This window comes from Streptomyces sp. NPDC047072, assembly GCF_040643855.1.
Lineage (GTDB): Bacteria > Actinomycetota > Actinomycetes > Streptomycetales > Streptomycetaceae > Streptomyces.
Genome location: NZ_JBEYVC010000181.1, coordinates 1 through 21,306, shown reverse-complemented (window position 1 = coordinate 21,306; position 21,306 = coordinate 1). Strand labels below are relative to the sequence as shown.

Sequence of the window (21,306 nt, the reverse complement as noted above, 5' to 3'; positions counted from 1 at the left end):
CCGCCAAACCGGCCGAGGACGACCACCAGCTTTTCCCACCGCAGGGACCGAATCAGCTCGGTCAGTGACTACACCACTCGGCGGGACACCATCCGTCCGTTGCCCTGCACAGCCGTAAAAGAGAGAACCGCCGGACCGAGGACGGATACCCCCCGCCCCCGGCCCCGACCCACCACCGAACCGTAGGCGCGCTTTTCAGGGGCGCGGGGAACTGCGCAAAACGCCCGCCCCCACCGAACCCGCACACGCACACGCAACCACTCAGTCCGTCACATCAATCGCATACCGATTCGTCTCCACACCCGCCGCCGTAACCACCTGCACCTCCACCCTCCCCGCCTCCACATCCGCCGGCACCGGCACAGTCAGCACCTCGTCCCGAGGATTCGAGAACCCCCCGAAAACCGGCACCAACGGCACATGCACATTCACCGCCCCGATCCGCACCACCATCCGCGACAACCGATCCGCCCGCTGCGCCCCCGCCGGCACAAACCCGGCCCCCCGGATCTCGATGTCGTCCCCGGTACGGATCGGCCCGTCCAGATCCCCCGCCTCCCTCGACCGCACGACCGACAGAATCACCGGCCGCCCACCCTCCGCATACTTGCCGGCCACATACGTCGCCGCAGACACCAGCACCACCACCGCCAGCCCCCACGGCAGATCCGGCAACTGATCCGGCCGCCGCGCCAGCCGCACCGCCGCGAACAGCAACGCCACCGCCCCGATCACGACGTACTGGATGTCGGCGAACGCCCCCCGCCCGGAGTCGTCGGTCAGCAGATCCGCCGCCCGCGGCCGATCCGCCCGCACCTTCTGGAGCCGCTGCCCGAGCACCCGCAGCCCCACCACCCGCCGCACCAGCACCGCGATCGCGCACACCACGGCGAGGACGGTCACCACACCGGCCCCCCGGGCAAGCTCCAACCCGGAGATGAGAGCGTCCCGCGAACGATGATCGGACGCCGCCGCGAGCCGCCCGACCAGCACCAGAACGGCGTACACAAGAAACAGCACCCACGCCCCGGCGACCGCACGCGACGTGGACAGCCGGTTGTCCTCACCGATCACCGGCGCGAGCACCCCGCCCCGGGCCCGGTGGAACCAGGACGCGGCGGACAGCGCACCGGCCACGACGAGTGCCGCCAGCAGCCCGGCCGTCCGCGCGGAACTCCACCCCGCGCCGATCGCCGTCAAAGCCTGCACCAGCAGCAGAAGGAAGACGCCCGCCCAGACCACGTACACGGTCGACCGCCACAGCCGCGCGAGCCATGCCTCCCCCTCGGCCCGTCCCCGCTCGGCCACCGCCTCCGCGGACTGGGTCAGTTCCTCGGAGACCCACTGCCGGGAGGCGGACGCGGAGTGCGCGACGGCGGCCGGGAGACCCTTGCCCGCGGCGAACTCGTCCCGCATCAGCAGGAATTCGGCCACTGCCCGCCGATGCCCCTGACGCGCCCCGTGCGGACAGTCCCCACAGGTGCACCCACCACCGTGGACACCACCGCCGTCACCCCCAGGAGAACCTCCGGGAGAACCCCCGTGAGACCCCCCTGCGGAACCGCCGCGCGCGTCACCGCGACCCCCGCCGCGCGCACCCGCACCGTGTCTCGCATCCTGCACCGCCACGCCCGCCGCCCGCCTTCCGAACCACTCCGAACAACTCCCGTGCGATGACAGCGAATTGTGCCCTACCCCACACGCCCTGCCACCGGCAGGTCCGGTCCGCGCAAGTGAAGCGACGGGTGAAGAGGGGGCCGCCGTGTTGACCCGGCTGCGAGAATTTCCCTATGGCCGAGATCATCCAGCGTGACGGGACCTGGGCCTTCGACGGCACGACGGTCAGGATCACGCCGGGACTCCACCGCTCCGTGCCGCTGTTCCGGCAGACGTACGGCGAGATCGCCGTGCCCCTGGAGGCCATCGCGGGCGTCGCCTTCGAGCCGGAACGCAAGCGGGGGCGGCTGCGGATGAGACTGCGCGAGGGCGCGGATCCGCTCCTGCACGCGACCGGCGGCCGGCTGCCCGACCCGGCCGACCCGTACCGGCTGATCGTGGACGTGGACCGGGCCGGGGTCGCCGAGTACGTGGCCGAGGAGATCCGCCGCTCGCTGCTGCTGGACCAGATCCCCAAGGAGCCCACGAAGACATACCTGTTGCCCGGGCCCCCGGTGCCGGTCTCCGTCCGTTCGTCCGACGGCACGATCTCCTTCGACGGCACCCAGGTGCGCATCGACTGGTCCGACACGTCCGACCGGGTCAAGCGCGCGACGGGACCGCGGATCATCAACGTCGGTGATCTGGTGCAGGTCGAGTGGCTGCCCAACTCCGGTTACGAGGACGGGTTCATGCGGTTCGTGACCCGGGAGACGTCGTTCTCGAAACTGCCGCCGGAGAAGGACCCGTACGCCCTCGACCTGTGGGGCAGCACCCGCCGCGACCTGCTCACGGCACTGGTCGCGACGGCGGTCACGGCGAGGCTGCCGCACCCCTCCACGCGTGCCGACCTCGCGGAGGCCGACCGCACCGGACACCCCCGCCTCACCTCGGCCGCGATCCCGCCACCGGCCGACCACCACGACGTACTCCTGCGCAGACTGCGGGAGTTGGGCGAACTGCACCGCGAAGGAGTCCTCACGGACGAGGAGTTCGCGATGACGAAGGCAGCGGTCCTACGAGGCTTCTGAATCCCCCGCCCCCTCAGCTCAACAGATCCGGCTCGCTCCGGCTGATGTCCTGCCACAGCGGCTGGTAGTTGATCCACGCCACCAGGTCCCCGCCGGTCTGCTCGCGCGTCGCCACGGCCGCCCGGTGGTCGATCAGCACCGGCCGCCCCGCCGCCTTCGCGGTCAGCTGCACCTGGCTGGACCGCTCCATCGACAGGAACCACCAGGCGGCCGCGTCCACGGAGTCCCCCACGGTCAGCAGCCCGTGGTTGCGCAGCACCAGCGCCTTGCGGGAGGCCAGCGCGGCGGCGATCCGGCGGCCCTCGTCGGCGTCGACGGCGACCCCGGTGTACGTGTCGTACAGCGCGTGGTCCTCGTAGAAGGCGCAGCTCTCCTGGCTGATCGGGTCGAGCAGCTCGCCGAGCGCGGCCAGCGCCCGCCCGTGCACGGAGTGGCAGTGGGCGACGGCGACGACGTCCGGGCGGGCGGCGTGCACCTGGGCGTGCACGGTGAACGCCGCCTGGTTCACGTGGTAGCGGCCGTCGATCACCTGCCCGTCGGAGTTGGCGAGCACCAGGTCGCTCACGGTGACGTGCTTGAACGGCATGCCGAACGGGTTGACCCAGAAGCAGTCGGAGAACTCGGGGTCGCGGGCGGTGATGTGCCCCGAGACGCCGTCCTCGAAGCCGAGCCGTCCGAAGATCCGCAGCGCGCCCGCGAGCCGTTCCTTGCGGTGCCGGCGTTCCTCCTCGACCGAGTCGTGCATCGGCGGCATGGCGAACTGCAGCCGGTCGGTCGGCAGGGGCTGTGGCGGAGTCGACCCGAGGGGCGTCCCGTGCATGTGTCCTCCAGCACTGGGTTGCTGTACGGGGCGGAAGTTACCGGCGGTCCGTCCAGGAGAACAGAGATGTTCTGTAAAGATGACGAAAGTGAAGCGCGCGAGCGATATCCGACAGGAGATGTCGGGTTTCGGCGCGAGACTCGCCGTATGACAGCGAACTGGTCCGCCTTCACCACCGCCGAACCCGAACTCGCGAAGACCGTCGAGGAGCGCTTCGGTGCCTTCACCCACCACATCCTCGGCACGCTCCGCAAGGACGGCTCCCCGCGCACCAGCGGCCTGGAGGTCCGTTTCCTCCACGGCGAGCTGTGGCTCGGCATGATGCCGGGCTCGCTCAAGGCCCTCGATCTCGCCAATGACCCCCGCTTCACCCTGCAGGCCAACCCCGGCGAGGGCCAGACCATGGGCGGCGGGGACGTCCGGATCGGCGGTCGGGCGTACGAGGTCACCGAGCCCGAGGAAAAGGCCCGGTACACCGAAGAGGTGGAACCGCCGGAGCCGTTCCACCTCTTCCGCACCGAGCTGACGGAGGTCGTGCGGACCTACGTCGAGGACGACACGTACCTCGTCGTCCAGGTCTGGAAGCCCGGTGAGCCGGTGCGCACGATCAAACGCACCTGAGCCGCTTCAAAAAGAAGGGCTCACTCCCACTCGATCGTGCCCGGCGGCTTCGACGTCACGTCGAGCACCACCCGGTTCACGTCGGCCACCTCGTTGGTGATCCGCGTCGAAATGCGAGCCAGCACCTCGTACGGCAGTCGCGACCAGTCGGCCGTCATGGCGTCCTCGGAGGAGACCGGCCGCAGCACGATCGGGTGGCCGTAGGTCCGCCCGTCGCCCTGGACGCCCACGGACCGGACGTCCGCGAGCAGGACGACCGGGCACTGCCAGATGTCCCGGTCCAGGCCGGCCGCGGTCAGCTCCTCGCGGGCGATGGCGTCGGCGTCGCGCAGCAGGTCCAGGCGCTCCTTCGTCACCTCGCCGACGATCCGGATACCGAGACCCGGGCCCGGGAAGGGCTGGCGCTGGACGATCTCGTCCGGCAGGCCCAGCTCCTGGCCGACCATCCGGACCTCGTCCTTGAACAGCTTGCGCAGCGGCTCGATCAGCTGGAACTCGAGGTCCTCGGGGAGGCCGCCGACGTTGTGGTGCGACTTGATGTTGGCGGTGCCGGTGCCGCCCCCGGACTCGACCACGTCCGGGTAGAGGGTGCCCTGGACGAGGAACTCGACCGCCGGGCCCGCGTCCGCGATGATCTCCGCCTGCGCCTGCTCGAAAACCCGGATGAACTCGCGGCCGATGATCTTCCGCTTCTCCTCGGGGTCCGAGACGCCCTTCAGAGCCGTGAGGAACCGCTCCTCCGCGTCGACGACGACCAGCTTGACGCCGGTCGCGGCCACGAAGTCCTTCTCGACCTGCTCGGTCTCGCCCTTGCGCATCAGACCGTGGTCGACGTAGACGCAGGTCAGTTGGTCGCCGATGGCGCGGGCGACGAGGGCCGCGGCGACCGCGGAGTCGACACCGCCGGAGAGACCGCAGATCGCGCGCTTGTCGCCGACGCGCGAGCGGATGTCGGCGACCTGCTCCTCGATGACGTTCCCGGTGGTCCACGAAGGCGCCAGCCCCGCGCCCCGGTACAGGAAGTGCTCCAGGACCTGCTGGCCGTGCGTGGAGTGCATGACCTCGGGGTGGTGCTGGACGCCGTAGAGCTTCTTCTCGTCGTTCTCGAAGGCGGCGACCGGGACGACGTCCGTGGAGGCCGTGACGGAGAAGCCCTCGGGGGCGGCGGAGCAGGCGTCGCCGTGGGACATCCACACGTGCTGCTCGGCCGGGGTGCCCTCGAAGAGCGTCGACCCGGACTTCGAGACGTGCAGGTCGGTGCGGCCGTACTCGCGGGCGCCGGTGTTGTCGACGGTGCCGCCGAGGGTCTGGGCCATCAGCTGGAAGCCGTAGCACATGCCGAAGACGGGGACGCCGGCCTCGAAGAGCGCGCGGTCGATGCGGGGGGCGCCCTCCTCGTACACGGACGAGGGGCCGCCGGAGAGGATGATCGCCGCCGGGTTCCTGGCGAGCATCTCGGCGACCGGCATGGTGCTCGGCACGATCTCGCTGTAGACCCGGGCCTCGCGGACGCGACGGGCGATGAGCTGGGCGTACTGCGCGCCGAAGTCGACGACCAGGACGGTGTCGGGGGCGGCGGCAGCGGGAGTCGCTGATGACACGGGGTGCCTTCCGGCGGTCTGGGCGGGGGTCTGTGGTCCCGATTCTAACGGGGCTGCACGGATCGCAGGTCGCCGTGGCATACTCGCCCCATGCTCACGCACACCAGCTTCCTGTTTACCTATGGCACCGGGCCCACCGGCTGCCATGGTCGTGCTGCTTGAGCAACTGACAAGCGACTTCCCAGGCGCCCCGGGCCGACAAGGTCCGGGGCGCCTGGCGTTTCCACCGGACCCTGCCGCTCCGGGGCACCCCACCCCATCCAGGAGCCCTTCATGACCGCCGTACCGGATACGACCACCACCCCGGAAGCGACCATCGCGGACGCCCGCGAACGCATCGACGCCCTCGACGACCGGATCCTCGGTCTGATCCAGGAACGGATGGCCGTCTCGGCCGTCGTGCAGCAGACCCGTATCGCCTCCGGCGGCCGGAGGGTCCACCTCTCCCGGGAGATGGAGATCCTCGGCCGCTACCGGGACGCGCTGGGCAAGCCCGGCACGAACCTCGCGATGACGCTCCTCGAACTGTGCAGGGGTCGCATCTGAGTTCGGGTCCCGCCTCACCCGTACGGCGCGTGACCCGCAGAGCCGCCGCTTCGTTGGTGGTGGTGTCCGTGCCAGCCAGGGGCGGGCCCGACAGAACCACGCGTGGCTCGCTGGAGCGATGAGACGTACGGAACGTGCCGTGCGTCGTGGGACCTCGCTCCAGGAAGTGACCGGACGGCAGGGGACAGCAGCCCGGTCACCCAAGGGAACGGTCGGCTCCGGGGACGCCCGGGGCCGGCCGGCGGGGCAGGTACCGGGACCGGCCCGGCCCAAATGGTTGCGGTGACCGCCCCCATCCAGCACGATGACTGAAAGCCCCAAGTCCCGCCGTAGACAACCGCATCCGCACTCCGCCACCGGACTGCCAAAGGTCCAGACCACCCGCGCGCCACCTGTGCGCCGGGGCGCCGACCGAGGGCACGCGAGGTGACGGGGGCACACAGAGCAAGCGGCGCAACCCCCCGGCGCCGCTCCCAGGCACCGGCGCTGCCCTGACGTCGGTGCTGACGAAAGAAGGGCCCCGCGGTCCGTACCGCGGGGCCCTTCGCATGCGCCGGGCGCAGGCGCGCGGCTCAGACCCGGGACACCGTCCCGCAGGCCTCGTCCCGGTTCGGGTCGAGGGTCTCGCTGCGGTCGTACGGGTCCGTGGTCGGGCCCGTCGGATCCGGGCCCTCGGACTCGGCCGAGGCGAAGGACGGGTGCAGATAGCCGTCGTACACGTCGCAGGCGGAGTTGTTGATGTCCTGGTCCCACTTGACGACGGTGAGCTTGCCCGGGGTGACCTGGTACTTGGCCGGGTCGGAGATCTCGACGTCCAGGACCCGGCGGATGATGGTGCGGGTGACCTCGGTGGAGCCGTTGGTCTGCACGACCGGGTAGACGAAGGTGTAGTCGGCGTGCACCTCGACGGACGCGTGGTCGCCGGCCTTGAAGGTCATCCGGCCGCGGGTCTTGACGACGTCACCGACCGGCCGGACCTCGGCGGGGTCGAAGCGGCTGAACATCCACAGCGGGTCGTGGTCCTTGTCCGGCTTGCGCAGGGCGGTCTCCAGGAGCCCGCGGACGTCCTTCTGCAGCGGGTCCAGCACATCGAGCGCCGCGGTCGGCCGCGCACCGCGCAGGGTCTGCGGGTCGAGGTTCGACTCGACCAGCAGCTTCCTGGTCAGCTCCAGCGCCTGTGCGACCTTCGCCTCGGACTGCCCGCCGACGGCCTTCGCCTTCGGTACGACGATCCCGGCCGCGCCGTCGGCCCAGCGCTTGGCCGGCGACCCGGCGAACGGGTCGTCCAGCGTGGGGATCTGGGAGGCCTCGGCGGAGGGCGCGGCGGTCGGCGCCGCCGTCTCCAGGGGCAGGGGGGACGCGTCGGCCTCGGCGGAGCCCCCGCCGAAGAGGTCGCCCGGCACCAGCGACGGCTTCACCGCGACGACGGCCACGACGATCGCGAGGGCGACACCGAGGGCGCCCCACAGGCCCCGCCGGCTCTTGCGCTGCCGGGTCGGCGGGCTGCGCCAGCCCTCCGGCCGTTCGCCGCGCTCGTCCTGTCGCCGCAGCCGCTCCGCCACCTCACGGGCGCGCGCGGACGGTTCCTTGGGGGCGGAGTTGCGGATGTCCCGTTCGGTGTCACGGGCGAACTGTTCCCAGACGTCGTCGGGGATCTTGGGGTCTTCTGACACGTCAGTCAGTTCTAGGGCCTCAGAAAGCCCGTTCACAAGGAGAACGTGTATGTGACTCAGCCCACATAAGTTTTCTGTGAGTGCCCGCACAACCTTTCACGGGCGTCACGGATCCAACCTCTCGAATCATGGGGCACACCCGTGCTCCACATACTTCCCGAGGTCTTCATGAAGCTTCGCCGTGCACTGGCCGCCGCGGCCGCGACCGCCGCGATAGCGCCGCTGGCCCTGTTCGCCGCGCCGAGCGCCTTCGCCGACGAGTCGCCCACGGCGACTTCGGCGGAGAGCACACCCGCCGACACCGAGTCCTCCCCGGAGACCACGGACACCACGTCGGCCGACCCGGCCACCAGCCCGGCGGACACGGAGAGCTCGTCCGCCACCAGCAGCAGCTCCGCCACGGCGTCCGACACCTCGTCCGCCACCGGCAGCAGCTCCAGCTCCAGCTCCGCGACGGCGTCCGACACGTCATCCGCCACCGGCACCAGCTCCGCGAGCCCGAGCGACGAGCCCACCGACGAGTGCCCGGTCGACGAGAACGGCGACGAGGTCGTCGACATCAGCGACGTGCTGCACACCTCTCTGACCGGTCTGCCCGAGAGCATCGTGGCGGGCAGCGGCTGGACGAACTTCAAGTTCAATGTCAGCAACTCCAGCAAGGACGCGATCAAGGGCATCCAGCCCTTCGTCGGCGTCGGCGCGGTCGACTGGGACTTCGAGGACGACTACAGCGACCTGGTCACCGTGCAGGTGAAGCAGGGCGGCAGCTGGGTCGACGTGGCCACCGGGTTCGGCGAGGGCGGCGCGTTCAACGCCTTCACCCTCGACGGCGGCGACTCCCTCAGCTACCAGCTGCGCGTGAAGATCGACCGTGAGGTCCCGAGCGCGGTCGGCATCGCCATCGGCCTGGCCGAGTACTCCGACGACCAGGCCTGCTGGATCTCCGAGGACGAGAACTACGGCATCTACTACTTCGAGGTCCTGCCGGCCGGCTCCGACGCCGGTGACCCGAACGACGCCAAGCCCCAGACCGGCGGCAAGAGCGCCATCTCCGACGTCAAGGACGTCGACGTGGACGGCGAGCTCGCCGAGACCGGCTCCGACTCCGCGCTCCCGGTCATCGGCCTGGTCGGCGGGTTCGCGATCGTCGCCGGTACCGGTGTGGTGTTCGCGATGAAGCGGCGGAAGGCTGTCGGCGCACACGCCTGAGCCACCGCACACAGAGAAGGACCCGCACTCGGAGGGGGGTGCGGGTCCTTCTCTTTTTCTACGGTTTTTTCGGCACCGCAGGCATCCCCAGGAACGGCAGCCGCAGCGCGCCGAAGGCCTCCGCCGGGACCGCCGGTGACTTGGGCTCGACGGCGGCGAGCCGGACATACGCCTCGTGCTGCGCCGGACGCGGGTCCTCCTCGCCCTTGTTGGGCCAGTACGACATCGCCCGCTCGGCCTGTGCGGTGATGGTGAGCGAGGGGTTCACGCCGAGGTTGGCGGAGACCGCGGCGCCGTCCACGACCGAGATCCCGGGGTGGCCGTAGAGCCGGTGATACGGGTCGATGACGCCGGTCTCGCGGGAGGAGCCGATGGGGCAGCCGCCGAGGAAGTGCGCGGTGAGCGGGGCGCCCATCAGCTCGCCCACGTTGGAGCCGGGGAAGCCGTTGATGTCGGCGGCGATCGCGGAGGCGGCCTCCGAAGCGGCCCTGATCTGCTTGGGGTTGGGGGCGCCGTGGCCCTGCCGTGCGGTGAGCAGGCCCTTGCCGACGCCGTCCGGTTTCAGGTACGTCGTCAGGGAGTTGTCCAGCGACTGCATGACCAGGCCGATGATGGTCTTCTCCGACCAGCGCCGGTTGGAGAGGGAGCGCAGCACGAGGAGCGGGTGCCTGGCCGCGTGCGCCAGCCAGCCCCTGACCCTCGACGAGCCCTCCGCGTATGGCACTTGGAGGATGGAGAGGCCGCCCATCGAGTTGGAGCCCTTGCCGTAGCGGACCGGCTCGATGTGGGTGTTCTCGTCCGGGTGGACGGACGAGGTGATGGCGACGCCCTGGGTGAAGTCGACCTTCTTCGCGCCGGTCGCCTTGCGGTAGCGGCGGTTGTCGGTCTGGGCGCCGACCAGGGCCTCGGAGTTGGTGCGGGTGAGCTCGCCCAACTTCTCCGAGATGTACGGCAGTTGGCCACCCGCCTTCATGCGGTGCAGGAGGGTCTGGGTGCCGTAGGTCCCGGCGGCGATGACGACCCGGCGGGCCTTGAAGGTGCGGCCCTCGCTCCGCTTCTTGCGGTCCGTCGGGAGGGTCGCGACCGCGTAGCCGCCCTGCGAGTCGTCGGTGACCGAGACGACCGTGGTGAGGGGGTGGACGACCGCGCCCGCCTTCTCGGCGAGGTGGAGGTAGTTCTCGTTGAGGGTGTTCTTCGCGCCGTGCCGGCAGCCGGTCATGCACTCGCCGCACTCGGTACAGGCCTTGCGGGCCGGGCCCACCCCGCCGAAGTAGGGGTCCGCTGTTTCCTCGCCGGGGGCCGCTTTGCACGTGCCGTCGGCGTCCTCGCCGTCGCCGAAGAAGACGCCGACCGGTGCCATGTGGAAGGTGTCGCCGACGCCCATCCGCTCGGCGGCCGCCTTCAGGTGGACGTCGGAGGGGGTCATCGTCGGGTTGAGCCGGACGCCGAGCATGCGGCGGGCCTGGTCGTAGTACGGCTTCAACTCCTCCTGCCAGTCGGTGATGTCACGCCACTGGGGGTCCTCGAAGAAGGGTTTCGGGGGGACGTAGAGGGTGTTGGCGTAGTTCAGGGAGCCGCCGCCGACGCCCGCGCCGGCGAGGACCATGACGTTGCCGAGCAGGTGGATGCGCTGGATGCCGTACATGCCGAGCTTCGGCGCCCAGAGGTAGTTCTTCAGGTCCCAGGAGTTCTTGGGGAGGGTCTCGCGGGTGAAGCGGCGACCGGCTTCCAGGACACCTACGCGGTAGCCCTTCTCGGTGAGGCGAAGGGCGGTGACGCTGCCGCCGAAGCCGGAGCCGACGACGATGACGTCGTAGTCGTAGGTGTCCTGTGGCACGTGCTCTCCTCGTTGAGAACGGGGTGTGCTTACTTGAACCGGAAGGCCTTCATCAGCCTCAGGCTGCGGCTCATGAACTGGGCGTACTTCTCGTCGTCCATGCCCAGCGACGGCGCCATCGGCAGCAGCCGCTGCTGGGCGACCGTCTGGGCCTCGGTGTACTTGAGGATGCCCTCGGAGCCGTGGCGGCGGCCGAGGCCGGAGTCCTTCATGCCGCCCATCGGGGACTGCACGCTGCCGTAGGCGGAGGCGTAGCCCTCGTTGACGTTGACCGTGCCGGCGCGCACCCGGGAGGCGACCTCGCGGCCCCGCTTGCCGTCCTTCGTCCACACCGAGGAATTCAGGCCGTACGGCGTGGAGTTGGCGAGCTCGATCGCCTCGTCCTCGGTCCTGAAGCGGTAGATGGAGACGACCGGGCCGAAGGTCTCCTCCGCGCAGACCGCCATCGGCTCGGTGACGCCGTCGAGGATGGTCGGCTCGAAGAAGTAGGGGCCGACGTCCGGGCGGGCGACCCCGCCGGCGACGAGCTTGGCGCCCTTGGCGACGGCCTCGTCGACATGCCGGGTGACGGTCTCCAGCTGCCGCTCCCCCACCAGCGAGCCCATGTCGGCGCCGTAGGCGAGGGAGGTACCGAGCCGCATGGCCCTGGTGCGGGCGGCGAAGCGCTCGACGAAGGCGTCGGCGATCGACTCGTGGACGTACAACCGCTCGATGGAGATGCAGAGTTGGCCGGCCGAGGAGAAGCAGGCGCGGACGGCTCCGGCGGCGGCCTTCTCGATGTCCGCGTCCTCCAGCACCAGCATGGCGTTCTTGCCGCCGAGTTCGAGGGAGACGCCGACCAGGCGGGCGGCGGCGCCCTGGGCGACCTCGCGGCCGGTGCGGGTGGAGCCGGTGAAGGAGACGTAGTCGGCGTGCCGGACGACCTCGGGACCGACGACCGGGCCCTCGCCGAGGACGACCTGGAAGACGTCGGCGGGCAGCCCGGCCTCGACGAGCAGGTCCCGCGCCCACAGGGCGGTCAGACAGGTCTCGGTGTCCGGCTTCATGACGACGGCGTTGCCCGCGACGAAGGCGGGGAGCGCGTCGCCGACGGAGAGTTCGAGGGGGTAGTTCCAGGGGGCGATCTGGCCGACGACACCGCGGGGGTGGCGCAGTTCGGTGACCTTGGTGAGGGTGGGGACGGCGCCGGTGTGCCGCTTGGGCCGCAGGTAGGAGGGGGCCTTGCGGCCGTAGTGCCGGGCGGCGACCGCGACGGCCTGGACCTCCTCGTGGGCGTGCAGCCGGGCCTTGCCGGTCTCCAGCTGGATGAGGTCGAGGACCTCGGCCTGGCGCTCCAGGATCAGGTCGTGGAAGCGGAGCAGCACGGCGGCGCGCTGCCGTACCGGGGTCTGCGCCCACACGGCCTGTGCGGTACGGGCCGCCGCGAAGGCCTTCTCCACGTCCTCGGGCGTCGACTCGGGCAGGTCGGCCAGCTTCTCGCCGCTGAACGGCGTGTGGTTGGCGGTACGGCCGGAGCCGACGACACCCTTGGTGAGCTGGGCGACCAACTCCGGGGTGACCACGTCGGCAGCCGTACGGGCCCCCTCCGGGGCGGGGGCAAGGGGGTTCGTACCGGTCTTGGCCGGGGCCTGCGCGTCCGTCATGACGGGCAGGGTATTCGGGACGGGGGGCTTTGGGTACCCGCCGGTAACGGCGTTCACGCCGTACACACACATCGCCAGTGATGACTGGCGGAGAACACGCTGATCAGGGCGTTGTGCGGCGACGACGGGCGCCGGTCAGCCGCGCTCGGGTTTTTTCTGGAGGAGCAGGCCCAGGGCGGAGAGAGGGGTGAGGCGGCGGGGTTCGGTGGGTGGGGAGGGGGGCTGCGCGTCAGACGAGGGGCGAGCGGGATTTTCTGCCACGGCGGCCGAGGCGCGGGCAGGATTTTCTGCCGCGTCGACCTGTGCGGGGGCTCCCGCGGCGGCCGCCGAGGCCGGAGATTCCGCCGAGGCCGGAGATTCCGCCGAGGCCGCGGGCACCGTTTCCGCGGCGGCGACGTGCCGTGAGGCGGCTGCCACGACGTGACCCGCGGCCGTCGCCTGCGCCACCTCCACCCCGTCCCTCGGCCGAGCCCATTCCGGTACCTCCACCCCGGCGACGCCGGCCAGTACCGCGGCGACCTCCTCGGCCACCGGCCGCGCTTCGGGCTCGTGGGCGAGAAGCCGCTCCAGCAGCGGCCCCAACTCGTCCCCCGGCACCTCCCCCACGGCCGCCCGGAGCACCGCACCCAGCGACCACAGGTCTGAGGCGGGCCCCGCGCCGGGCCCCGACGCGGACTCCGGCGCGACGAACTCCGCGGAGGTGTCCCGGCCGCCGCCCCCGATCCCGAGGTCGGTCACGACGACCCGCCCGCTCCCCGCCTCGAAGAGAACGTTGGCCGGCTTGAGATCACGGTGCACGATGCCGACGCCGTGGGCGGCATGCAGCGCACCGAGAACAGCGAGCCCGACACGGGCGACCTCGCCCACCGGGAGCACCCCACGCGCGCCCAGCACCGAGCCCAACGACTCCCCGTTCACCAACTCCATGACGACCCAGGGCAGTTCGTCGTCGACGAGGACGTCATGGATGGCAACGGCAGCCGGATCCCCGACCCGGGCGGCGGCACGAGCCTCGTGCGACAGCCGGTGCGCGGCCCGCTGACGCTCCTCGTCGTCGGGATCCCCGGCGAGCCAGGGCTCCTTGAGAGCGACGTACCGCCCACCCTGCTCGTCGAGAGCCCGCCACACAGTGCCGTTCGGCCCGGACCCGATCCGCCCCACAAGCCGGTACCGCCCCCCGATCAGACGTCCACCGCCCAAGCGTTCGCCATCTCCACGCATGCCACATCAGTACCCCGCGCATCATGCTCTTGTCGAAGCGGCGGGGCCGGAGACAGATGACTCAGGGTCCCCGCCCGGAATCAGGCATCCGAGATGGTCAACGTTGGGCGCGACAGTTCAATCTGCCCGGAAAAGAGAAGATCGAGTCCCTGCGGGGCGAAGGGGCCGGCGACACACATCACTTCTACCGGCCCACTCGCAGCCTGCTGCGCCGAAACATAGAGGCGGCCGGAAGGCGGCCGGCCGCTGGAGCGCGGGCCCCACGAGGTGTGGGCGTACGTCCAACTGCTGGGCATCGACCGACTGATCCGCCTGACCGACGCCGCCGCGAACACCCCCGCCGCCGTCCCGGCGCTGACCGGCGGGCGGCTCGCCCTCCCGTACCGGACGGTGGGCAGAGGCCAGCTCACCCTCGATGTGGGCCCGCGCCTGCGCCACCTGGGCCCCGATACGGCCGACGCCGCCGCCGCGAACACCGCGCGCGGCAAGCACGCCCTGCCGTTGCCGTACGTGACGGCGACCGCGGGCACCGCCCCCGCTCCGGTCAAGGTCACCGTCTCCGATGTGACGGTGAAGGCCGAACCGGCCCCGAGCCGCGACGGCACCACGGCCGAACTGCGGCTTCCGGCCCGGCTGAAGGTGCCCTCCGGCCGTCAGCCGGTCACCCTGCCGAAGGCGCCGGATCCGATCGCGTACGCCGTAGTCCGCGATCAGGCCCTGCTCCGTCTGGAGGGCCCGGCCTACCGCCCCGGCCCCACCCGCCGTCTCCTGACAGCGGCCGCCCGCACCCCCCGGATCCGGCGCGTGCGTCGGCGGCTGAGCAGGTAGGACGCGAGACCCGGCGGCCCGTCACAGCCCGTCGACCCCCAGGTTCGCCAGCGCGACCCGCGCCACCTCCCGCCCCCGCTCCGTGAAGTCGCCCTTGCCCGGGTAGCTGACGCTGAGTTTGTACATGTCGCCGGTGGAGGTGCGGTAGTAGAGGATGCGCAGTTCGCGCGGGCGGGGGTGCTGGCTGTCGGTGGTGATGTACGTGACGGTGTTCTGCGCGGCCTTGCGGCCCTGGTAGGTCGTCTCCCCCGGCTGCGTCTTCGCGCCCTCCGGCATGCTCAGGTCGTAGTCGCCGCTCTCCTTGAAGTCGCTGTCGTCGTCGTACATCTCGGCCGCCGCGGAACCCGCGATCTGGCTGCCGGTGTCCTCGGCCTTCCGGTCGAGGCTCAGGCCGATCCAGATGCTGCCGCTGTAGTCGGTGTACGTGATCCAGTGCTTCTTGTCCGTCTCCCGGTCGGGCGTGGCCGGCTGGTAGTCCTTCGGCACGGCCAGCGTCGCGGCGACGTCCTTGGTGTGCCTCTTGGCCCAGCCGTCCGGCAGCGGCCCCGCGAACGGATCGGCGATCACCAGATACGCCACCACGGCCGCCGCGACCACGGCGGCGCCGAGCGCGAGCCACGCCTTGCGGCCCAGCCGGACACCGGGTCGCACAGAAACCGACTGAGCCGACTGCGTGGGCTCGGGCGCGGGCGGATGCGCGGCCGCCTCCAGCAGCATCCGCACCTGCCCCGCGTTCGGCCGCCGGGCCGGGTCCTTCTGGAGGAGGCCGTTGATGGCGTCGGCCAGGGGGCCCTGGGCGGAAGCCGGTGGCGCGGGCATCGCGTTGAGGACGGACTGCAGGGTCGCCGGGGTGTTGCTGCGGCGGAACGGCGAGACGCCCTCCGTCGCCGCGTACAGGACCACGCCGAGCGACCACAGGTCGGACGCGGGGCCGGGCCGCTGGCCCAACACCCGTTCCGGCGCGATGAATTCGGGCGATCCGACGAAGCCGCCGGTGGCCGTCAGATTCGTCTCGCCCTCGATCTGGGCGATGCCGAAGTCGGTGAGGACGACCCGGTGGTGCCGGCCGAGCAGGACGTTGTCCGGTTTCACATCCCTGTGCAGGATGCCCGCCGCGTGCGCGGCCTCCAGCGCGCCGAGCACCTCCAGGCCGATGCGCGCCGCCTCCCGGGAGCCGAGGGTGCCCTCCTGGAGGGCGTCGCCCAGCGAGCGGCCCTGGACCAGCTCCATCACGATCCACGGCCGCCCGTCGACGACCGCCACGTCGTGGACGCCCACGACGGCCGGGTGGTCGAGCCGGGCCGCGGCCCGGGCCTCACGGCGCATCCGCTCGAAGGCCTTGGCCTGTTCCCGCTCGGGCAGGTGGTCCGGAAGGCGTGGCTCCTTCACGGCCACCTCGCGGTCCACCGTCTCGTCCTTGGCCCGCCACACCGTGCCCATGCCACCGTGCCCGAGCTTGGCGAGCAGCCGGTAGCGCCCCGCGACGAGCCGCCCGGCACCGGGCTCGGCCGCACCGGCGATCGGCGGTCTGGGAGGCTGCAGCACAAAGCTCGTCGTCTCGTCGGACTCCTGGCCGACACCCCCGTTGTTGCTCATGGGTTCATCCATATCGCGCCAACCGCACGCGCATCCAGCACGGGCGCGTTCCGGTCACAGACCCGTGACGTATCCCTACGTCCCCGTGAAGGTGTCGACCGCGACGTCGAAGTACTCCTTGGCCTCCCGCACCCTGCCGACCGGCGCCGACACCCACACGTCGTACGTCCGCCCGTTCTCCTCCCAGCACAGGTCGTACGTGTGCCGGGCACCCTCCGCCGTGCTGAAGCCGTTCCAGGTGAACTCCCAGCGGGCGGCGGGGAGTCCGCGGTGCGTGGTCGCGGTGACCGTGCCGTCGCGGTAGCCGGGGTTGTCGTCCGGGCCCCGGTCCGCCTGCCGCCGCAGCACCACGAGCGGCCCGCCGGGATCGGCCGCGGTGACCTTGATCCCGAGCCGGAAGGTCTCCCCCGACGACAGGTAGAACACCCGCTCCCCCTGCCGCACCCGCGTGAACCCGTCGGGCACGGCGAGCGCGAACCCGGCAGGGTCCCGGGCGACCCGGTAACCGGAGGGCGGGGTCACCGCGGGCGTACGCGAGGCGGGTGTCCCAGAGGCCGGTGTCCCCGACGCCGAACTGCCTGATGCCGAACTACTCGACGCCGTACGGCCGTTGCCGCCCTCCCGCTCCACCAGCAGCGCCGCCGACACCCCCGCCCCCACCAGCGCGGCCACCAGCAACGCCACCGGCAGCACACCCCGCCGCGACCGCGCCGGCGCAGGAGTCCGTCGTACGGGAACGTCCTGCTCGGTCGGTGGATGAGGCGCCGTCGCCCTCGGCGTGCGCCCCGTCTCCCGGAAGGTCCGCAACAGGCGTTCCGCCTCCGCCGCCCCGAGCCGCCGTTCCGGATCGCGCTCCAACAGCCCCCGTACGACGGGCAGGAGCGGCGCGGCCTGCGCGGGCGGCCGGATCTCGTCGACCACGACGGCGTGCAGGATTCCGCCCAACGAGTCGCGCCGGAACGGCGATTCACCGCTGAGGGCCGTGCACAGCAGCACGCCCAGCGACCACAGGTCGGCCTCCGGACCGGTCCGGGTCCCGGACATCCGCTCGGGCGCGGTGTACTCCGGCGAGCCGACGAACGACCCGGTCTCGGTGAGCGTCGTGGAGCCCGCGACCTGCGCGATACCGAAGTCGGTGAGGACGACCCGCCCGGTGCCGGCCTCCACGAGGACGTTGGCGGGCTTGATGTCCCGGTGCAGCACCCCGGCCGCGTGCGCGGCGCGCAACGCGCTCAGCAGGTCGGCGCCGATCCGCGCGGCCTCGGGCGCGTCCACCGGCCCGTGCGCGGAGATCCGGTCGGCGAGCGAGCCGCCGTCGATCAACTCCATGACGATGTACGGCCGTTCGTCGTGCTCGACGACGTCGTGCACCACGATGATGTGCGGGTGCCGGAGCTGGGCGACCGCGCGGGCCTCGCGCAGCGTACGGTCGCGCCGGCGCCGGGCGTCGGCCTCGGAGAGGGTGTCGTCCTGCGGCAGCTCCTTCACCGCCACCCGCCGGCCGAGGAGTTGGTCGGTCGCCCGCCACACCACGCCCATGCCGCCGCGCCCGAGCCGGGCCTCCAGCCGGTACCGGCCCGCGATCACGCGGTAGGTGTCCCCCTCGGTCCCCATGCGCCCCATCATGCCGCAGCGGACGAATCCGCTCCGGGACGGTGACCGGCCAACTCCACCGGCCGGTCGGCTCGTTCCAGCCCTGGCCGGTCGGCTCGTTCGCCCTAGCCGGTCGGCTCGTTCCAACCCTGGAGCACCGCGGTGAACTGCTTGCTCGTGGTCGACCAGTTCGACGCGGGCGCCGACATGTAGATCGCGTACTCGACGCCGTCGCGGGACATGTACGTCTCCTCGACCGCCCGGCGCGGCCCCGGCAGGGTCGAGGCGTCCTTCGCCAGCGCGGTCCAGGTGTACTCCCAGCGGGCGCCAGGCCGGTCCCGGTAGGTGTTCCGCTCCATGGTGACCTTGTGGTAGTCCCGCAGCTTCTGCAGCTGCTGCTCCAGGTCCTGCTGGTGGGCGTAGGGATCGCTGAAGTCCGGCGAGGTGTCGACGGCGATCCGCACGAAGTGCTCACCGCCGTCCGGCGAGTAGTCGACCTGGGTCAGCCCGTCGGCGGGCTTCCCGAACAGGCTCCGCTTCCAGCCCTTGGGCAGATACAGGCTGAACCCCACGGGATCCTCGTACGGCACCCAGCTGTCCGGAACGCCTCCGCCCGCCTGCGACGTGGGCGAGGCACTGGGCGAGTCGCTCGCCGAGGCGGACGAACCGCCCTGCCGCCCACTGTCCCAGCTCTGGAGCGCCACCACGGTCCCGGCGCCGACGACCGCGGCGACCGCGATCGCGACCAGGAGGGTCCGCCCCCGACGCCGCTTCGGCGGGACGGGCCCGCCGCCGGTGTGCTGCGGCGGCCCGACCGTCGTCGGAGCGGTGGGGCCGGGGTACGGGGTGCCGGTCGCCGAGGGGTACGGGGTTCCCGTGGCCGAGGGGTACGGCGTGCCGGTGGCCGACGGGAAGGGAGTGCCGCCCGAGGCGTACTGGACACCGCTGCCCGAGGGGTACGGCGTCCCCGTGCCCGTGGAGTACGTCGGACTCGCACCCGAGGGGAACGGCGCGCCCGGGCGGGAGCCGCCGTGCTGCGTCGGCACGAAAGCCTGCGCCCCGTTGGGCCGCCGCCCCTCCGCCGCCTCGGCGAGCAGCTGCTCGGCGGCCGCCGCGTCGGGCCGTACGGCGGGGTCCTTGCAGAGCAGCGCGGTGATCACGGGCCCGAGCGCACCGGCGTACTGCGGCTCGGCGGGCTCCTCGTCGACGACTGCCTGCATGGTGGTCAGCGGGGTGGTACGGCGGAACGGCGAGCGCCCCTCGACCGCCGTGTACAGCGTGGCGCCCAGCGCCCACAGGTCGGCGGACGGGCCGGGGTCGGCGCCGCGCACCCGCTCGGGGGCGAGGTAGTCGACCGAGCCGACGACCTCTCCGGTGCGAGTGATGGTGGTGTCGCCCTCGATCTGGGCGATGCCGAAGTCGGTGAGCAGGACGCGGCCGTCCTGGCCGATCAGGACGTTGCCGGGCTTCACGTCCCGGTGCAGGACGCCGGCGGAGTGCGCGGCACGCAGCGCCCGCAGCACCCACAGGCCGATCCGGGCCGCCTCGCGCGCCTCGATCCGCCCCTCCTGCTTGACGGCATCGGCCAGCGACCGGCCCTCGACCAGCTCCATCACGATCCAGGGGCGGCCGTCGTGGTCGAGCACGTCGTGCACGGTGACGACCGCGGAGTGGTTGATCCGGGCGGCCGCGCGCGCCTCGGCGCGGGTGCGGGCCAGCAGGACGGCCTGGTCGCTCTCGGAGGCGTAAAGGGCGGCGGTCAGCTCCTTGATGGCCACGGCCCGGTGCAGCACCTCATCGTGGGCACGCCAGACCCGGCCCATGCCGCCGCTGCCTATCGGCTCGGCGAGCCGGTAACGCCCCGCGAGGAGCAGGCCCTGCATCTGATTCACGTTGCCCCGCAATGCTCTTGACGCAGTCAGACTAAGGACCGCCCCGCGACGATGGGAACCAGGGGGGCGTCAAGGAGACCGCACTGTGACGGTTGTCGCTTCCGCGAAGCACGGGACAACCCTCGGCTGCGATACGGCGTCAGCCGCTGACCTGATAGGTCGCCGACGCCTGCTCGTACAGCCGCGTCACCTCGTCCCGCTCCGCCTCCGGACCCCGCACCTGCACCACGTGGTACTTCCCGCCGATCAGGATCGCGAGGTTGCGTACGTACAGCTGGCGCCCGTCGCCGTCGGTCCAGGTGAACTGTCCCTCGGCCATGGACCGCGTGCCCACCTGGATCGACTTCAGCCCGGTCGCGGTGGCCCAGCTGGAGTCGCGGTACGGCTGCAGCTCGGGCTCCTTCTCCCGCTGGTAGACCATCGGATCGCTGCCGTCGGCGGCCGCGGTGTCCCGGCCCGGTACGACGATCAGCTCGAAGCTGCCCTTCGCGTAGACGACCTGCCCGCGGCCGTTGCCCGGGGTGCGGGTCCAGCCGTTCGCGACGGCGATCCGGAAGCCCGCGGGGTCGGTCTTCAGGGTGAAGCCGTCGGCGACCTCGGGGCCGGTGGTCTGGGTCTCGGCGGCACCGCTGGAGCGCGTGGCCTCGGGGGTGGTCTGCTCGGGCCGCGGCTCGCTGCTCGCCGACGGGGAGTGCGGGGCCTCGCTCACCTCACCGGCGGCACCGGTGCGGTCCTGGGTGCCGGCCGCGTCGGAGTCGGCCTTCGGCATGAAGAGCATCGCGTAGGCGAGCGCTCCGGCCAGCAGGAGCAGGATCAGCAGGAGAAGCGTGCGGCCGAGACGGCGCGGTGAGGGGACGGCCTCCTCGCGGGCCCGCTTGTGCCGGCCGTGCGTGGCGGGCAGCCCGGCCCGCCGCCTGCGCACCAGCTCACCACGGCGCCGTACGATCGGCAGCCGGCTGGCGTTGGCGGGCGGCGCCGCGACGACGTACGTGCCGGCCTCCGGCTCGGGCGCCGAGCGCACCAGCGACCGCAGCCAGCCGCGCACCTCCTCGAAGTCCAGCCGCTCGGTGGGGTCCTGCCGCAACAGACTCTCCACGACCGGCCGAAGCGGCCCGCACTCCTCCGCGAAGGCAGGCGGCTCCGCGCACACGAGCTGCACGAGCTCGGCGGTGGACTCCTCGGGATACGGGGCATGCCCCTGCACGGCCCGGAACAGCAACGCCCCGAGCGCCCACAGATCGGTCGCGGGCCCGATCGGCGCGGCCAACTGCCAGTTCTCATGCACGGGCCCGGCCTGCTCCGGCGCCCACCGCTCGGTCACGGGCCCCACCACAGCCATCCGAGCCTGCCGAGCCCGCTCGGCGGCGAGCGCGGTAGCGGGCCCCCGGCGGGCGGGGACCTGAGCGGCAAGCTCATCCCAACGGCTGGACGGGGGAACGGCACCGGGAGCGCCGCCGAGCGGGGCCGCGGGAGATCACCACCGTCGACGGTCACATGATCGGGCCGCCGCTCGTCGCCGCGGCCCGCGCGGTAACCGAC

General features: G+C 71.8%; 15 protein-coding genes and 1 pseudogene. 5 read left to right on the top strand and 11 right to left on the bottom strand.

What is annotated here, in order from left to right; translation table 11 throughout:
* Positions 1-261: 261 nt before the first annotated feature.
* Entirely contained in the window at positions 262-1,629 is a 1,368-nt protein-coding gene (locus ABZ896_RS43860) for a hypothetical protein (RefSeq protein WP_360941847.1), read from the bottom strand.
* Between the two features lie 161 nt (positions 1,630-1,790).
* Between ABZ896_RS43860 and ABZ896_RS43855 the strand changes: the two genes are divergently transcribed.
* Positions 1,791-2,687 (top strand): DUF4429 domain-containing protein, encoded by an 897-nt coding sequence (locus tag ABZ896_RS43855; RefSeq protein ID WP_360941844.1) that lies wholly within the window; start codon positions 1,791-1,793, stop codon positions 2,685-2,687.
* 13 nt (positions 2,688-2,700) lie between these two features.
* Here ABZ896_RS43855 and ABZ896_RS43850 read toward each other — a convergent pair whose 3' ends face one another.
* Entirely contained in the window at positions 2,701-3,507 is an 807-nt protein-coding gene (locus ABZ896_RS43850; RefSeq protein ID WP_360941841.1) for a class II aldolase/adducin family protein, read from the bottom strand.
* A gap of 147 nt (positions 3,508-3,654) precedes the next feature.
* On the opposite strand from ABZ896_RS43850, the gene ABZ896_RS43845 reads away from it, so the two are divergent.
* Positions 3,655-4,128: a pyridoxamine 5'-phosphate oxidase family protein gene (locus ABZ896_RS43845; protein WP_360941838.1), complete on the top strand. Its 474-nt coding sequence runs from the start codon at positions 3,655-3,657 to the stop codon at positions 4,126-4,128.
* Positions 4,129-4,148: 20 nt separating this feature from the next.
* On the opposite strand, the gene guaA is transcribed toward ABZ896_RS43845, so the two are convergent.
* On the bottom strand, positions 4,149-5,729 hold the full coding sequence (gene guaA, locus ABZ896_RS43840; RefSeq protein WP_360941835.1) for a glutamine-hydrolyzing GMP synthase: 1,581 nt from the start codon (positions 5,727-5,729) through the stop codon (positions 4,149-4,151).
* Between the two features lie 273 nt (positions 5,730-6,002).
* Between guaA and ABZ896_RS43835 the strand changes: the two genes are divergently transcribed.
* Positions 6,003-6,275, top strand: a complete 273-nt coding sequence (locus ABZ896_RS43835) for a chorismate mutase (protein WP_360941832.1) — start codon at positions 6,003-6,005, stop codon at positions 6,273-6,275.
* A gap of 572 nt (positions 6,276-6,847) precedes the next feature.
* On the opposite strand, the gene ABZ896_RS43830 is transcribed toward ABZ896_RS43835, so the two are convergent.
* A complete protein-coding gene (locus ABZ896_RS43830) occupies positions 6,848-7,948 on the bottom strand; it encodes a hypothetical protein (protein WP_360941829.1) in 1,101 nt (366 codons plus the stop codon).
* 168 nt (positions 7,949-8,116) lie between these two features.
* Between ABZ896_RS43830 and ABZ896_RS43825 the strand changes: the two genes are divergently transcribed.
* Positions 8,117-9,157: an LPXTG cell wall anchor domain-containing protein gene (locus ABZ896_RS43825; RefSeq protein ID WP_360941826.1), complete on the top strand. Its 1,041-nt coding sequence runs from the start codon at positions 8,117-8,119 to the stop codon at positions 9,155-9,157.
* Positions 9,158-9,215: 58 nt separating this feature from the next.
* On the opposite strand, the gene ABZ896_RS43820 is transcribed toward ABZ896_RS43825, so the two are convergent.
* From ABZ896_RS43820 to ABZ896_RS43810, 3 genes are all read right to left on the bottom strand, one after another.
* Positions 9,216-10,994 (bottom strand): GMC family oxidoreductase, encoded by a 1,779-nt coding sequence (locus tag ABZ896_RS43820; RefSeq protein WP_360941823.1) that lies wholly within the window; start codon positions 10,992-10,994, stop codon positions 9,216-9,218.
* Between the two features lie 29 nt (positions 10,995-11,023).
* Positions 11,024-12,637 (bottom strand): succinic semialdehyde dehydrogenase, encoded by a 1,614-nt coding sequence (locus tag ABZ896_RS43815; protein WP_360941820.1) that lies wholly within the window; start codon positions 12,635-12,637, stop codon positions 11,024-11,026.
* Positions 12,638-12,772: 135 nt separating this feature from the next.
* Positions 12,773-13,837 carry a serine/threonine-protein kinase gene (locus tag ABZ896_RS43810; RefSeq protein ID WP_360941817.1) on the bottom strand — a complete coding sequence of 355 codons (1,065 nt, stop codon included), beginning with the start codon at positions 13,835-13,837 and terminating at the stop codon, positions 12,773-12,775.
* Positions 13,838-14,125: 288 nt separating this feature from the next.
* On the opposite strand from ABZ896_RS43810, the gene ABZ896_RS43805 reads away from it, so the two are divergent.
* Positions 14,126-14,686: a hypothetical protein gene (locus ABZ896_RS43805; protein WP_360941814.1), complete on the top strand. Its 561-nt coding sequence runs from the start codon at positions 14,126-14,128 to the stop codon at positions 14,684-14,686.
* 21 nt (positions 14,687-14,707) lie between these two features.
* On the opposite strand, the gene ABZ896_RS43800 is transcribed toward ABZ896_RS43805, so the two are convergent.
* The 4 genes and pseudogenes from ABZ896_RS43800 to ABZ896_RS43785 all read right to left on the bottom strand — a co-directional run.
* Positions 14,708-16,282 (bottom strand): serine/threonine-protein kinase, encoded by a 1,575-nt coding sequence (locus tag ABZ896_RS43800; protein WP_360941811.1) that lies wholly within the window; start codon positions 16,280-16,282, stop codon positions 14,708-14,710.
* A 75-nt stretch (positions 16,283-16,357) separates the two neighbouring features.
* Positions 16,358-17,896, bottom strand: coding sequence for a serine/threonine-protein kinase (locus ABZ896_RS43795; RefSeq protein WP_360941808.1), 1,539 nt, complete (start codon positions 17,894-17,896; stop codon positions 16,358-16,360).
* Between the two features lie 104 nt (positions 17,897-18,000).
* The gene (locus ABZ896_RS43790) at positions 18,001-19,758 is read right to left on the bottom strand and encodes a protein kinase (protein WP_360941805.1); all 1,758 of its coding nucleotides are present in this window, start codon (positions 19,756-19,758) and stop codon (positions 18,001-18,003) included.
* 148 nt (positions 19,759-19,906) lie between these two features.
* Positions 19,907-21,199 (bottom strand): annotated as a pseudogene (locus tag ABZ896_RS43785) (serine/threonine protein kinase); the annotation flags it as partial.
* Positions 21,200-21,306 lie beyond the last annotated feature (107 nt).